Annotated in this window: 12 protein-coding genes and 2 pseudogenes; 6 read left to right on the top strand and 8 right to left on the bottom strand. The window is 64.1% G+C overall.

Features of this window, described 5'->3' with window-relative positions; all coding sequences use genetic code 11:
- Positions 1-109: 109 nt before the first annotated feature.
- Positions 110-982, bottom strand: coding sequence for an AraC family transcriptional regulator (locus tag ACXAD2_RS00365; RefSeq protein WP_475165409.1), 873 nt, complete (start codon positions 980-982; stop codon positions 110-112).
- A 148-nt stretch (positions 983-1,130) separates the two neighbouring features.
- Here ACXAD2_RS00365 and ACXAD2_RS00360 point away from each other — a divergent pair, with 148 nt between their 5' ends.
- Positions 1,131-2,081, top strand: coding sequence for an SDR family oxidoreductase (locus ACXAD2_RS00360; protein WP_475165404.1), 951 nt, complete (start codon positions 1,131-1,133; stop codon positions 2,079-2,081).
- A gap of 52 nt (positions 2,082-2,133) precedes the next feature.
- Positions 2,134-2,625 (top strand): hypothetical protein, encoded by a 492-nt coding sequence (locus ACXAD2_RS00355; RefSeq protein ID WP_475165401.1) that lies wholly within the window; start codon positions 2,134-2,136, stop codon positions 2,623-2,625.
- A gap of 33 nt (positions 2,626-2,658) precedes the next feature.
- On the opposite strand, the gene ACXAD2_RS00350 is transcribed toward ACXAD2_RS00355, so the two are convergent.
- From ACXAD2_RS00350 to ACXAD2_RS00330, 5 genes and pseudogenes are all read right to left on the bottom strand, one after another.
- Entirely contained in the window at positions 2,659-3,645 is a 987-nt protein-coding gene (locus ACXAD2_RS00350; protein ID WP_475165396.1) for a zinc-dependent alcohol dehydrogenase family protein, read from the bottom strand.
- A 10-nt stretch (positions 3,646-3,655) separates the two neighbouring features.
- The gene (locus ACXAD2_RS00345) at positions 3,656-4,174 is read right to left on the bottom strand and encodes a Rossmann-fold NAD(P)-binding domain-containing protein (protein WP_475165393.1); all 519 of its coding nucleotides are present in this window, start codon (positions 4,172-4,174) and stop codon (positions 3,656-3,658) included.
- Between the two features lie 103 nt (positions 4,175-4,277).
- Positions 4,278-4,436 (bottom strand): annotated as a pseudogene (locus ACXAD2_RS00340) (SDR family NAD(P)-dependent oxidoreductase); the annotation flags it as partial.
- Between the two features lie 11 nt (positions 4,437-4,447).
- Positions 4,448-5,407, bottom strand: coding sequence for an LLM class oxidoreductase (locus ACXAD2_RS00335; protein WP_475165388.1), 960 nt, complete (start codon positions 5,405-5,407; stop codon positions 4,448-4,450).
- Positions 5,408-5,428: 21 nt separating this feature from the next.
- A complete protein-coding gene (locus ACXAD2_RS00330) occupies positions 5,429-6,424 on the bottom strand; it encodes a zinc-binding alcohol dehydrogenase family protein (RefSeq protein WP_475165385.1) in 996 nt (331 codons plus the stop codon).
- A gap of 103 nt (positions 6,425-6,527) precedes the next feature.
- Here ACXAD2_RS00330 and ACXAD2_RS00325 point away from each other — a divergent pair, with 103 nt between their 5' ends.
- A complete protein-coding gene (locus ACXAD2_RS00325) occupies positions 6,528-7,427 on the top strand; it encodes a LysR family transcriptional regulator (protein ID WP_475166044.1) in 900 nt (299 codons plus the stop codon).
- Positions 7,428-7,603: 176 nt separating this feature from the next.
- Here ACXAD2_RS00325 and ACXAD2_RS00320 read toward each other — a convergent pair.
- Together ACXAD2_RS00320 and ACXAD2_RS00315 are read right to left on the bottom strand one after the other, a co-directional pair.
- Positions 7,604-7,801, bottom strand: a pseudogene (locus ACXAD2_RS00320) (integrase core domain-containing protein); the annotation flags it as partial.
- 99 nt (positions 7,802-7,900) lie between these two features.
- Complete coding sequence (locus ACXAD2_RS00315; protein WP_475165382.1) at positions 7,901-8,662, bottom strand: IclR family transcriptional regulator; 762 nt, start codon at positions 8,660-8,662, stop codon at positions 7,901-7,903.
- A gap of 156 nt (positions 8,663-8,818) precedes the next feature.
- Here ACXAD2_RS00315 and ACXAD2_RS00310 point away from each other — a divergent pair, with 156 nt between their 5' ends.
- The 3 genes from ACXAD2_RS00310 to ACXAD2_RS00300 all read left to right on the top strand — a co-directional run bounded on the left by ACXAD2_RS00310 (position 8,819) and on the right by ACXAD2_RS00300 (position 12,982).
- Positions 8,819-10,264, top strand: coding sequence for an NAD-dependent succinate-semialdehyde dehydrogenase (locus ACXAD2_RS00310; RefSeq protein ID WP_475165379.1), 1,446 nt, complete (start codon positions 8,819-8,821; stop codon positions 10,262-10,264).
- A 71-nt stretch (positions 10,265-10,335) separates the two neighbouring features.
- A complete protein-coding gene (locus tag ACXAD2_RS00305) occupies positions 10,336-11,502 on the top strand; it encodes an iron-containing alcohol dehydrogenase (protein ID WP_475165377.1) in 1,167 nt (388 codons plus the stop codon).
- A 100-nt stretch (positions 11,503-11,602) separates the two neighbouring features.
- The gene (locus ACXAD2_RS00300; protein ID WP_475165374.1) at positions 11,603-12,982 is read left to right on the top strand and encodes a hypothetical protein; all 1,380 of its coding nucleotides are present in this window, start codon (positions 11,603-11,605) and stop codon (positions 12,980-12,982) included.
- Positions 12,983-13,379 lie beyond the last annotated feature (397 nt).

The raw sequence follows: 13,379 nt of genomic DNA, 5'->3' as shown, positions 1-13,379 counted from the left end.
CTTCGGCCACAAGGATTTGCGCAATTACCTGCGGGCATCATCTGTGGTGAGGCGGGGCATGGGCGTTTTCTTTTGGCGACGCGCCGTGTCACGCCGAACTGTCCGGGATTCAGGCGCGTCCCGGCTGGTAGGACGCGCTCCAATGACGAGGAGAAGTGCCGTACATGCGCTTGAATTCCCTACTGAATTGCGATGGGCTGACATAGCCCACATCCATCGCCGCCTCTGAGACCGTCATCCCGGCAGAGATCTTCATCGCTGCGTGGTTCAGCCGCATCGCCTTGGCGAACTGGATCGGGGACATGGTGGTCGCCTCCTTGAAGCGACGGTGAAAAACGGCGCGGCTCATGCCCGCACGGGTGGCCATGTCGTCGATTGTGACAGTATCGTGCAAATGGTTGGACAGATGCGCAATGGCCCGCGCGATGCCATTGCCCGGCGCAAAGGCCTGACGGGCAAAGGCCCCGGCGTCGCCCTTCAGGATCGCATAATGCAGCTCGCGCAAACGGGCTGCTCCCAAAATGGCCAGGTCTGTCGGGTCCTCCAGCTGAACCAGTCGCAAGAGCGCCTCGGCAAACCCGTCATCCCATGGCGAGAGACGGATGCCTCGAGCCTCGACCACTGGCCCTGCCGCCGTCGCATGACCCATCTCCATCGTGAGCCCCGTCATCAGCCGCGTGTCCAGCGCGATGTAGACGCCCATCAGCGGGTTGTCCGGCGCGGCCATCGGGGTGCCCGCCTCAACCGGCATTGACAGGGGGCAGATCAGGTAATCGCGGTGGTCGTAGACATGGTGATACCCGTCCAGAACGGCCTCCTTCGCTCCGCTGACGATGGCGATCACGCAAGGCTCATAAACCGCCGGGATACAAGGCACGGCCTCGGTTGCGCGGAAGAGCTGCACACCGCGAACCCCGGTCTGAACAAGGCCGTCCTCGGGCATGCGACGTTCGATGATGTGTCGGAGGGTCGTTTTTGTCATGGGTGCGGCTTGCTCTCAAGAAACGGGTCGCGCGATAGGATCGATACAATCAGGCAAGTATTCAAGAGTATCTCGCCTGTTTTGAACCGGCTTTGAGATTTATTTCTCCCCCCCAACGCTGACACAGCAGAAAATGAAGGACAAGACGATGGCCGACACGACATTTGGACCCAAGGGCTGGACACCGGAACGCCTCGGAGATCTCAGCGGCAGGACTTTTCTGATCACCGGTGGCAACGCGGGGGCCGGGTATCAGGCGACACAGATTTTGCTGACCAAGGGCGCGAAAGTGGTGATGCTTAACCGCAGCGCCGAGCGGTCGAAGGCCGCTGTGGAGATGCTGCGCGCAAAATTAGGACCGAAGGCGGAGGTCGATTTTATCCGCGTGGACTTGTCGGATCTCTGCAGTGTGCGCGAGGCCGCCGCTCGGGTTCTGGCGGAAGTACCGCGCATCGACGCGCTGATCCAGAACGCCGCCATCGCGCAGGTGCCGACGCGCCAGATGACCAAGGATGGATTCGAAAGCCAGCTGGGCACCAACCACTATGGGCATTTCCTACTCGCGGGACTGCTGTTCGACCGGATTGAAGAGTCGGCGGGCCGGATCGTCGTGGTGGCCAGCCTTGGCTACAACATGGGTTTGAAGACAATCAAATTCGACGACATGAACTGGAACAGCGGCTATGGCGCGAACACCGCCTACAGCCAGTCGAAACTGGCGCAGATGATGTTCGCCTACGAATTGCAGGACCGTCTGGCGTCGGCAGCGAAAACCTCGGTCGAGGTCTACGTCTGCCATCCCGGCTCGTCCGCGACCTCGTTGATCAACACCAGCGGCAGCGCGCTGTCGAAGCTGATCTTCAAGCTCATGACCCTGACCCCGATGGTACAGTCCGCCGAAAAAGGCGCCTACCCCGAGGTGATGTGCGCCACCGAAACCGGCCTCCAGCAACGTGCGCTTTACGGCCCAACCGGCCGCATGGAATTTGTGGGCCCCGTCGGTAAGGGAACGTTGAAGTCCCACGCCTATGACAAGGAGGTCATGACCCGGCTTTGGAGCGTCTCCGAGACGGCTACGGGCTTCACATGGTCTCTTTAAGCGACCTTGCACGCACCGGGGCGGCTTGCCCCCTTAACAACGGAGGTGGGCCATGACCCCACTCAAGACTGCAACCGGCTGGGCCCGGGCCGAGATGCTCTCGAACAGCGCCTTCATCCTGATGGGGATGGTCTTTCTGGCCACCTGCTTCGCCCTATGGCACATGTGCCGCACCGAGATGGCCCGCTCCTTTGTCTGGCCGATGGGCGTGGCAGGCGTGTTGCTGCTGATCCTCGGGGGTGGTTTGCTGTTTGGCACGTGGTCCAGCCTGTCGGGCTTTGCCGAAGCGGCAACTGACATGCAGAGCTTTGTCACGTCAGAGCTTGCCCGGATCGATCAAACTCGCGCGGGCTATGCCACCGCCGTCTTCAAGGTGATGCCCCTGATGGTGGCAGCGGCGGCGCTGGGGATCGTGTTCCTCGACGCTCCGCTCTGGCGAGCGTCGTTTATCACGGCCATCGCTTTTCTGAGCGTGGTGATGGTGGTGGACAGCATGGCCGATGCGCGCCTCGGTCACTACCGGGCGCAGTTGGCGCAGGGGTGACCGCCCGCCCCATGGAGGGCGGGCTGGGGGCGTTCAGACCTCGATCACCACCTTACCCAGGGCGGCGCCGTATTGCAGTCGGGCGTAGGCCTCGCCCACCTGGCTCAGTGTGAACCGTTGGTCATCCAGCAGCGGCTTGACCGCGCTTGCATCTACGAGCGCGGCCAGTTGGGCAAGGATTTCGCCATGCGCAGCGCGGTTTACGTCATGCAGCATCGGCAGCAGCATGAAGACAATGTGCAGCGACAGACCCTTGAAATGCGCGAGGCTTAGGTCGATTTCGAGCAGCGCGACGGTTGAGACCACATGCGCGTTCAGCCCCGCCGCCGCAAAGGAGTTGGTCATGTTCGCCCCACCCACGGTGTCGAATACCACGTCAAAGCCGGCCCCGCCGGTCTGCGCGGCGACATAGTCGTCGATCTGCGTGGTCTTGAAGTCGATCGGCGTCGCACCGAAGTCCTCGATCACCTGCATCTGCGCGGCACCTGTGCCGGTGGCCGTAACCTTTGCGCCAAGGTGCCGTGCAATCTGCACCGCCAAGTGGCCGACGCCGCCTGCGCCGCCTTGCACCAGTACGGACTGGCCACCCGAGACGCCTGCCCGGTGTAGCCCCTCCCAAGCGGTGATGCCCACCAACGGCAGGGCAGCGGCTTCGCGCATTGACAGGCTTTGCGGCTTCTTCGCGATCAGCCGAGCATCGGCCAGCATGTATTCTGCCAGCGCGCCCTTCAGATCGGCCAGCCCACCGGCGCAGCCGTAAACCTCGTCACCCACGGCAAAGCCGGTCACATCGGCGCCGACCTCTTCGATCACCCCGGCGAAATCCATGCCGAGCACGGCAGGCAACGCGGGGGAAAGCGGGAGGTCGGTGCCCATATCCTTGATCATCGTGTCGATGGTGTTCACGCTGGTCGCCTTGATGCGGACGATCACGTGGCCGGGGGCGGCTGTGGGGCGCGGGGTTTCGGTTTCGGTAAAGACAGCGTCGGGACCGTAGGCGTTCAGGGTCATGGTTTTCATGGGAATGTCCTCAGTTGATTTGGGAGAGAAGCGCGTCGATCTGGCCGGCGATCTGCGCCGTAGTGGCCGCGTCGTAGCGCGGGGCGAGCCGTCGTGCGTCGTTGTCGTAGTAGCGCCCGGTTGCTGCGGCGAATTCTGTCGACAGCGCGGCGCGGGTCAGGATGTCGACGCCGATGTTCAGATTATTGCCGGAAGTGCCAAAGCCCTCGCGCACCATGCGCGTCGCCAAAAGCGAGCCGGGGTTGACCGACAGCGACATTGGCCCCTCCGGGTGCGCGTCGCCAAAGGCCTGGTTCCACAGTGTGATGGCCAGCTTGCTCTGGGCGTAGGCCTCCATGTCTTGCAGGGGCGTGACACCCGCGAGGGCTTGTGGGTCGACCGGGGCCTGTGCCGCCGAGGACAAGTGAATGATGCGGCCGTCCTGCGGTATGACCGGCAACAGACGCATGGCCAGCAGCGCCGAGGCCAGCGTGTTCACCGCAAAGCGCACGTCGAATGCGCCTGCACGGGGTTGCCCGGTCTTGAACACACCCGCGTTGTTGATCAGAGCGTCGACCTGTGCGTGCCCCGTGCATCACGCGACCCGCCAATGTCGCGACCTGCGCGAGCTCGGACAGGTCCGCGAGTTCGGTCGAGACCTCGGCCCCTTTGCGCCGAAGGTCGTCGGCCATGTCCGAAAGCTTGGCCGCGTCGCGCCCATGCACGATGAGGCGATGGCCCTGTTCGGCCAGGGCCTGCGCGGTGGCAAGGCCAAGGCCCTGCGTCGCGCCGGTAATCAGGATGGTCTTCATGAGTGATCCTTTCAGGAGAACTGCGGCACCACGTCCCGTGCGAGACGGTCCAGCGTTTCGTCGATGGGCGCCCGGTTGAAGCGCAGGTTCAGGGCAACATGGTTCACGCCGATTTCTTCGAGGTGTTTGAGGTAGGTGGTCAGCCAGCGCACCCCTGTCCGAATCCCAAGGTGGATGGGCTGCGGTCCGTCACCGGGATTGTCCGACAGGTCGACATACAGCGGCTGCAGGACAGGTTTCGCGGGCTGCCCAAGCGCCTCCAGCCGGTCGCGCCAATCCTGCGGCACCCGATCCTGCGCCTGTCCGGCCCGGGGATAGGTCATCCAACCGTCGCCATTCTGCGCGATCCAGTCAGGCGACTGGCGGCTGGAGCCGGTGACCAGCAGCGGCAAACGCGTGCCCTGGGGCTTGGGCAGCATGCCCATGCGACCATCGATCCTGCCAAATCGGTTGTCGATGTGCGGCGAGGGGTCGGCCATCGCTCGGACGTAATCAAACGCTGCACGAAAAGCGTCGCCCCGACCGTCGAAATCGGCGGCCATGGCCGGATATTCCTCGGGGCGATCTCCCGAGGCCACGCCAAGGATCAGCCGTCCGCCTGACAGCTGATCGACCGAGGCCGCGGCCTTGGCCACATGCGCGGGATGGCGCAGCGGCAGCACGATGGATGCGACGCCAAGCGCGATGTCGCTGGTCTGTCCCGCGAGGTAGCCAAGGTATGTAAACGGATCATACAGCTGACCCGCATCGCCAAAGCTCGGCACGTCAAACGGCACATCCCGTAGCCAGACCGCACGAAAACCAAGCGTCTCGGCCCGCTGGATCCGCGCCAGATGGCCAATCATGTCTGGCACCGGACTATCCGGATAGGCGGTGATCGGGACCACGAGACCAAGGCTCAACCGCCCGGCCTGAAAGGTGCCGTCGTAGCCCCTGTTGATTTGCGGAAAGCTGTCCAAGTGGTCTCGCATGTCTGGCTCCTTCCCCCAAGTTTAGGCGGACAGGCCCGGCAGCACCTGCTTGCCGATCACACGCCCGCTTTTCTGCCGTTCATGCGCGGCGGCGAGGGTCTCGGCCGTCAGCACATCGGCGCGTTCGGTCACGGTAGAGATCAGCTCGCCCGCATCCAGCATCGCCGACACACGGTTCAGCAGATCGCGCTGCGCCTCCATATCGGTGCCGAACATCGACCGGGTGAACATGAACTCCCAGCTTAGAGTCAGCGCCTTGGGCTTGGCGGGCGCGATGTCGAGCCCCTCAGGGTCGTCGATCAAGGCGATGTGGCCGCGCGGGGCGATCAGCTCGATGATGGCGGGCCAGTGTTGGTCGGTGGCGGTCAGGGCGGACACGTAGTCCGGCACCAGTGCCAGGTCGCGCAATTGCGCGGCCATGTCGCCGCGATGGTCGATCACGTGATCCGCGCCCATCCGGCGCACCCACTCCTGCGTCTCTGGGCGCGAGGCGGTGGCGATCACGGTCAACCCGGTCAGCCGCTTGGCCAGCTGGATCAGGATCGAGCCGACACCACCCGCGCCGCCGATGACCAGCAGGCTCTGGCCCCCGCCTGCGCCTTCGGAGAGGCGGAAGCTGTCGAACAGCATTTCCCAAGCCGTGATTGCGGTCAGCGGGAGGCCTGCGGCTTCGGTGAAATCCAGCGAGGCCGGTTTGCGCCCGACGATGCGTTCATCCACCGCGTGAAATTCGGCGTTGGTCCCGGGGCGGGTGACGTCGCCGGCATAGAAAACCTCGTCGCCGACCTTGTAGCCCGTCACTTCTGGTCCGGTTTCGACCACCACACCTGCGGCGTCGAAGCCAAGGATGCCAAGCCCTTCTGGTGCCCGGTTCGCACGAAGCTTCACGTCGACCGGATTGACCGAGATCCCCTTGACCGCGACCAGAAGGTCACGCTGGCGCAGCGCCGGGCGATCGGCCTCTTGCGCAGTCAATACGGTGGCGGCGCCGGTCTGAGTGTATCCGATGGTTTTCATGGCGTTTCCTCTGCAACTTGCTTGCAGGCAGAGATACTTCTTTGAACTGCAGAAAAAACGGCTCATATCAGAGTTCAGTTTTCCGATTTTCAGGATAATCTGCATGGAGATTGAGACTCTGCGCCTGTTCGTTGCGGCAGCCGAGCGGCTGAACATCAGTGCTGCCGGGCGCAGCCTTGGCCTTGCGCCCGCCATGGCCAGCGCGCGGCTGGCGAAGCTGGAACATGAGCTGGGCGCAGAGCTGCTACACCGCACTACCCGCAAAGTGTCGCTGTCGCAGGAAGGGGCCGCATTTCTGCCCTACGCGCGCGAGATCCTCGCGCAGTCAGAGGCCGCTCGCGCCGCCCTTGGCCTAAATGCGAAACGCCCCACGGGGACGCTGCGCTTTGCCGCGCCAAGCAGCTTTGCACAGCTGCACATCATGCCGCTTCTGCCCGCATTTCACGCGGGATATCCGGACATCACACTGGATCTGCGGCTGTCCGACACCCGCATGGACTTGATCGAAGGCAGCTTTGATCTGGCCCTGCGCAGCGCACCCTTGCAGGACAGTAGCTTGCGGGGTCGCAAACTTGGCGACGACACCCGCGTTCTTTGCGCCGCGCCGGAGTATCTTGGGCGGCATGGCACGCCAATGACGCCGGAAGATCTGGACGGCCACGACCTGCTGTCCTGGGGCAGCACCGCCCCCCGTGACCTGCTTGCCGGGACCCGTCGCTTTACGCTCGATCCGGCCCGCATGATCTGCCGCACGATCCTCGATGACGGAACGGCACAGCGCATTGCCACGTTGGCCGGCGGCGGGATCTCGATCAACTCGCTCTGGAGCGTTTCCCACGATATCCGCGCGGGGCGGTTGGAACATCTGTTGCCCGACTGGCGGCTTGCCGATGCGTCGGTGCTGTGGCTGATCTATCCCCGGTCCAACGTCCTGACACCGAAGGTGCGAGTGTTCATGGACTTTCTGCTGGCACGGTTGACACCAGCGCCTTGGCTGCCGTGACGGCGGCCTGATCATGCAGGGGCCACGCCTGGGTCAGTCCCTCAAGGATCAGCAACAGCGTCACCTCATGGCCTGTCAGTCCGGTCGCATTCGCTGTCCGCTGAGCGACTGGAGTGCGCCCCTGCCGATGGACATTCTTAGGCGGCGGTTTTGACTGTGGCGCGGGCGTGGCGATCTTAGAACTGTACAGGGCTAAGATCGCCCAAGGCTAAATGCAGGCGGCGGTTGTTTTGAGCCTTGATAAACCGGGGCAGGCCGGTGGCGACGTCGTCGAACAACTCATACTCCGTAAGGTAAGCGTCCTCCACCTTCAGTGTCTTCATTAAGCTCTCGGCCTTTGCGTTATCGTACGGGTTGCCGCGGCGGCTCATAGACGCGAAGGAGCCCAGTTCGGCAAAAATTGGAGTGCGCCCCTGCGGATGGACAGCAAGGATGCCAGACAGGGGCAGGACGCCGGGACCTGATCTGCCCTCTCAGCCCGTGTAATGAAGCGCCAGGGCGTTGGCGATTTCGCGCACCGTCCGGCCCAGGTCGTCCTGCGAGCCCTGGCGGGCCTCGGCGCTGGTCATCGAGATGGCGATGCCCGCCACCGGAAGGCCACCTGGCCCCAGGATCGGGGCACCGAGGCAGACCATGCCCTCCCGGATCTCGCCATTGTCGATCGCGTAGCCCTTGGCACGCCAGGTCTCGATGTCGGCTTCGAAATGGTCGCGGTCGGGGACGCTGTTCGTCGTGAAGCCCTGCGGCCAGGCGCCCGACAGGACCTCCGCGCGCTCCTCGGGCGAGACGTAGGACAGCATCGCCTTACCCGTCGCGGAATAGACCGCAGGCAGGCGCATTCCGATCTGGAAGGTGAAGCCCAGCGGCTTGTCGGAGTTGCGGCAGGCCAGGTAGACCACCTGGTCCGCCTCTAGCGACGACAGGGTCACGGTGTAGTCCGCCAGTCGCCGGTCCACCGCCAAGGCCCGCTGAAATTCCGACACCAGGGACGACCGCTGCAGGTAGGCGCCGCTCCACCTCAGGCAGTGGGAGCCCAGACTGTACCCGCGCGAATTGTAATGCAGCACCCCGGTCGCCACGAGCGATTCGCAGACGCCGTAGACCGAGCTTTTCGGGGCGCCGACTTCTCGCGCCAGCTCGGACACGCCCACCGGCCCGGCCTTGGCCGCAAGGCAATCCAGCAGCTGAACCGCCCTCTCTACTGCCGGCGCGCGACGCTTCGCATTCTCTGTCATTTCAATTTTCTCCCCCGTTAGCGCCAAAGAAGGTTGCCTGGGCTTCGTTTGACTGTATACGGTTGCATCCGTTCCATACTGCAACCAGCGTTCCATATATGAAACAATGGCAATTGAGCAGTCAAGTTCGAATACGTCGTGGAGGAGGAGTTCCCGATGCCCAAGCTCAATGATCCAACCCTGCTGAAGGCAGCCTGCCTAGTCGATGGCCAGTGGGTCCAGGCGGCCTCCGGCGAGATGGCGGAGGTCACCAACCCCGCCGATGGATCCATGGTCAGCAGCGTGCCCTACATGGACCCTTCAGAAATTCCGGCGGTGATCGAAGCCTCGGCCCGCGCGCAGAAGGCCTGGGCCGGCTGGGCCGCCAAGGACCGCGCCGCCGTGCTGCGCCGCTGGTTCGAGCTGATGATCGCGAACACCGACGACCTGGGCCTGATCATGACGCTGGAACAGGGCAAGCCCCTGGCGGAGGCAAAGGGCGAGATCGCCTATGCCGCCAGCTTTATCGAGTGGTTCGCCGAAGAGGCCAAGCGCGTCTACGGCGACACGATCCCCGCGCCCAAGGCCAACCAGCGCATCACCGTGCTGCGCCAGCCAATCGGTGTGACCGCCGCGATCACCCCCTGGAACTTCCCCGCCGCGATGATCACCCGCAAGGCCGCGCCGGCCCTGGCGGCTGGTTGCTCAATGATCGTGCGCCCTGCCGACCTGACCCCGCTGACCGCCCTCGCCCTGGGCGAGCTGGCGCAGCGCGCGGGCATCCCCGACGGCGTCTTCCAGGTGGTGACCGGCAAGGCCTCCACCATCGGCAAGGTGATCACCGACAGCGACACCGTGCGAAAACTGTCCTTCACCGGCTCGACCGAAGTGGGCCGACTGCTGATGGCGCAATGCGCCGACACCATCAAGAAGGTCAGCCTTGAACTGGGCGGCAACGCGCCCTTCATCGTCTTCGACGACGCCGACCTGGATGCGGCAGTCGAAGGCGCCATGGCCTCGAAGTACCGCAACGCGGGCCAGACCTGCGTCTGCGCCAACCGCATCCTGGTGCAGCGCGGCGTCTACGATGCCTTCGCCGCCAAGCTGGCCGAGAAGGTCGCGGCGCTGAAGGTCGGGGACGGCACCGCCGAGGGTACAGAGATCGGCCCGATGATCGAGCCCAAGGCGCTGGACAAGGTCGAGGACCACATCAACGACGCCGTGGCCAAGGGCGCCACGCTGATCCAGGGCGGCAAGCGCCTGGGCGGGCTGTTCTTCGAACCGGCGATCCTGACCGGCGTCACGGCCGAGATGAAGGTCGCCACCGAAGAGACCTTCGGCCCGCTGGCCCCGCTTTTCGCCTTCGACACCGAAGACGAGGCCATCGCCATGGCCAACGACACGATCTTCGGCCTGGCCGCCTATTTCTACACCCGTGATTTCGCCCGTACCGTGCGCGTCTCGGAGGGGCTGGAATACGGCATGGTCGGCCATAACACCGGCCTGATCTCGAACGAGGTGGCGCCCTTCGGCGGCGTCAAGCAGTCGGGCCTTGGCCGCGAAGGGTCCAAGTACGGAATCGAGGACTACCTCGAGCTGAAGTACCTCTGCAGCGCGCTGTAAGCGTCGCCCGTCCCCCTGCCCTCCTGATGCGGGCGGAGGACCGTGAAATCATCACTCCAAGGACAAGTTCAATGACCGATGGTATCAAACCCTTCTCCTTCGACACGCCCGGTTCGCTGCTGGTGGAATGGGGTGGCGCGAAACGCCTGGGCGCGCTGATGGGCGACTGGTTCGTCGAGCGGAACCTGCTGATCGTGACCGACAAGTTCCTGCACGAGAACCGGCTTCTCGACCCGGCCAAGGCCTCGCTGGCCGAGGCGGGCTTCAGCGTCACCGTCTTCGACGACGTGGTCGCGGATCCGCCCGAAGCGGTGCTGATGTCCTGTGTCGAACAGGGTAAGGCCGCAGGCGCCGATGTGGTGTTAGGGCTGGGCGGCGGGTCCTCCATGGATATCGCCAAGCTGGTGGCCGTGATGCTCAGCTCGGACCAGCCGCTGTCCGAGATGTACGGCATCGGCAACGTGCAGGGCAAACGCGCGCCGCTGGTGCAGATCCCCACCACCGCCGGCACCGGCTCGGAGGTGACCAACATCACCATCCTGACCACCGGCGAGACCACCAAGATGGGGATCGTGTCGCATCAGCTTTATGCCGACCGCGTGCTGCTGGATGCAGAGCTGACCGTGGGCCTGCCGCCGGTGCAGACCGCCGCCACCGGCATCGACGCCATGGTCCATGCGATCGAGGCCTTCACCGGCCAGCACAAGAAGAACATGATGTCGGATGTCTTCGCCAAGGAAGCCCTGCGGCTGATGACGGCGAACCTGATCACCGCTTGCGAGGACGGCCAGAACCGCGCCGCCCGCGAAGCGATGCTACTGGGCGCGACGCTGGCGGGCCAGGCCTTCGCCAACAGCCCCGTCGGCGCCGTGCATGCCCTAGCCTATCCGCTGGGCGGCCACTACCACCTGCCCCACGGCCTGACCAACGCCCTGATGCTGGGCCCGGTCCTGCGCTACAACATGACCGCCGCGGCCGCGCTGTACGCAGACCTGGCCGACGTGGTAATCGGCCCCTCGGACGAGGGCACCCAGGCGCGCTCGGCCAATTTCGTGAACTTCATGCAGGACCTGATGGACCGCTCCGGCGCGCCCCTGAAGCTGCGTGACGTGAAGGTTCCCGAAGAGGATCTGCCGATGCTGGCGCGCGACGCCATGCTGCAGACCCGCCTTCTGATCAACAACCCCGTCGAGGTGACGGAGGAGGATGCGCTCGCGTTGTACCGCGAGGCATTCTGACCCTCAGCAAATAGGCGCTCCCATGCATCGCATGGTGGAGCGCCTGCCAAACCCATGCCCTAGGAGGGAGGGGCAGACTGCGTCAAGCGAGGAGAGATAAGTGAGACAAGAACGTATCGACGGGCAGGAAACGCCCTATTGGGGCGCGGGTCCGTTCAAGATTCGCCTGCCCTTCCTGCATTACCGTTTCGAATGGCCGGACTATTTCCAGGGCCTGCTGATGTGCGCCGTCGACCTGGCCGCCATTCCGCTGATGGTCGAGCTGCTGGGCATGCCCTTCGAGGTCGCCCTGGCCGTCGTCATGATGAACGGCGTACTGTACCTGATGCACCACCTGCTGGGCGACCCGGTGGTGCCCGGCTGGATCACCCCCGCCATTCCGCTGCTCATGGCCTATTGCGCCTCCTTCCCGGAAGGGCCGGAGCGGGTGCATGCGTTGATCTCGTTCCAGTTGCTGCTTGGGGTCTTCTCGATCTTCATCGGCGCCTCGGGGCTGGCACACAAGGTAGTTGCGGCCATTCCACAGGCGATCAAGTCCGGTGTCATCATCGGTGCGGGCATCGCGGCCGTGATCTCGGTCTTCAAGGTCGGCGGCCGGTTCGACAGCTTCCCCTTCACCATCACCATCGCCGTGGGCATCGCTTTCTACGTCATCTTCTCGCGCCACTTCGCCAAGCTGAAGCGCGAGGTCGCGCTGTTCGGCATGATCGGCAAGCTGGGGATCTTCCCCATCGTAGCCCTGGCCATCGTCGTCGCGCCGATCTTCGGCGAAGCGCCCTGGCCGGATCTTGAGTGGGGCATCTCGAAGCCCGACTTCTCCACGCTCTTTGCGGAATACACCGTCTTCGGCCTGGGTCTGCCGCCGCTGTCGATGTTCCTCACCGCCATCCCCACGGTGCTGGCGGCCTACATCGTCCTCTTCGGTGACGTGCTGCAATCCAAGGCCATCCTGGAAGAAGCCGACGCCGAGCGTACCGACGAGAAGATCGACTACTCGCCTGACCGGGCCCACATGATCTTCGGCGCGCGGAACTCGATCATGTCCATCGTCGGGCCCGACGTCGCCATGTGCGGCCCGCTGTGGTCGGCCATGCACGTGGTCATCGTCGAGCGCTTTACCCAGGGCAAGAAGACCATGGACTCGATCTTCGGCGGCGCGGGCTCGTTCCGCTGGGGCACCAACACCGGTCTGCTGCTGATGCCGATCGTCACGCTGGTGCAACCGATCCTGGGAATCGCCCTGGCGCTTACGCTGCTGATCCAGGGCTATGTCTCGGTCCGCATCGGGGTGATGGAAGCCCGCTCGCAGCGGGACCTGGGCATCGCGGGCATCGTGGCCGCCGTCCTGGCGACCCGTGGCGCCGCTTGGGCCTTCGGCGTCGGCGTGGTGCTCTGCCTGTTGGTCTACGGTCGCGACTTCTTCCGCGGCGAGACCGACCGGACCTTCGTCAAGGACCAGGCACAAACGCCCGACGCCTGACCAGCCGTAGTGTTCCAGACCTGACCCAAGTGGGGGCCACACTGTGGCCCCCGTTTTCGTGTCTGCCATCGCGACCCATTAGCGGGATCTCATCCCTTCCAGCGCTGAAAGACACGAAAAATGTCATAAGGTTCATCGTATTGTCGATGATCGGCTCCGCTCTAACCGGGGGAGTAGATCTTGGGATCGTCGGCGCTATAGCACGAGCGGACCTTTCACTGATTATTTCGGTGCCGGGCGAGGTACTATTGGGCAGCCTGTTCACGAGGCTCTGATGATGTGACCGCCCCCCTGACGGCATCTGTGTGCCAAGGTGGGTCACCGACACTACAACCGTTAGGCTGTCCGCCGTGGCGACCTGATCAGCCTTGGATCTCTCCGAAGGTCGGCGCTCTTA

It is taken from the genome of Salipiger sp. ABN3_019 (assembly GCF_056158605.1).
Note: the sequence above shows the minus strand (reverse complement) of the source record. Positions and strands in the feature narration are given on the sequence as shown.

Coding starts and splice junctions, on each gene's coding strand:
- ACXAD2_RS00365 (WP_475165409.1), bottom strand. CDS start 982: ATGACAAAAACGACCCTCCGACACATCATCGAACGTCGCATGCCCGAG.
- ACXAD2_RS00360 (WP_475165404.1), top strand. CDS start 1,131: ATGGCCGACACGACATTTGGACCCAAGGGCTGGACACCGGAACGCCTC.
- ACXAD2_RS00355 (WP_475165401.1), top strand. CDS start 2,134: ATGACCCCACTCAAGACTGCAACCGGCTGGGCCCGGGCCGAGATGCTC.
- ACXAD2_RS00350 (WP_475165396.1), bottom strand. CDS start 3,645: ATGAAAACCATGACCCTGAACGCCTACGGTCCCGACGCTGTCTTTACC.
- ACXAD2_RS00335 (WP_475165388.1), bottom strand. CDS start 5,407: ATGCGAGACCACTTGGACAGCTTTCCGCAAATCAACAGGGGCTACGAC.
- ACXAD2_RS00330 (WP_475165385.1), bottom strand. CDS start 6,424: ATGAAAACCATCGGATACACTCAGACCGGCGCCGCCACCGTATTGACT.
- ACXAD2_RS00325 (WP_475166044.1), top strand. CDS start 6,528: ATGGAGATTGAGACTCTGCGCCTGTTCGTTGCGGCAGCCGAGCGGCTG.
- ACXAD2_RS00315 (WP_475165382.1), bottom strand. CDS start 8,662: ATGACAGAGAATGCGAAGCGTCGCGCGCCGGCAGTAGAGAGGGCGGTT.
- ACXAD2_RS00310 (WP_475165379.1), top strand. CDS start 8,819: ATGCCCAAGCTCAATGATCCAACCCTGCTGAAGGCAGCCTGCCTAGTC.
- ACXAD2_RS00305 (WP_475165377.1), top strand. CDS start 10,336: ATGACCGATGGTATCAAACCCTTCTCCTTCGACACGCCCGGTTCGCTG.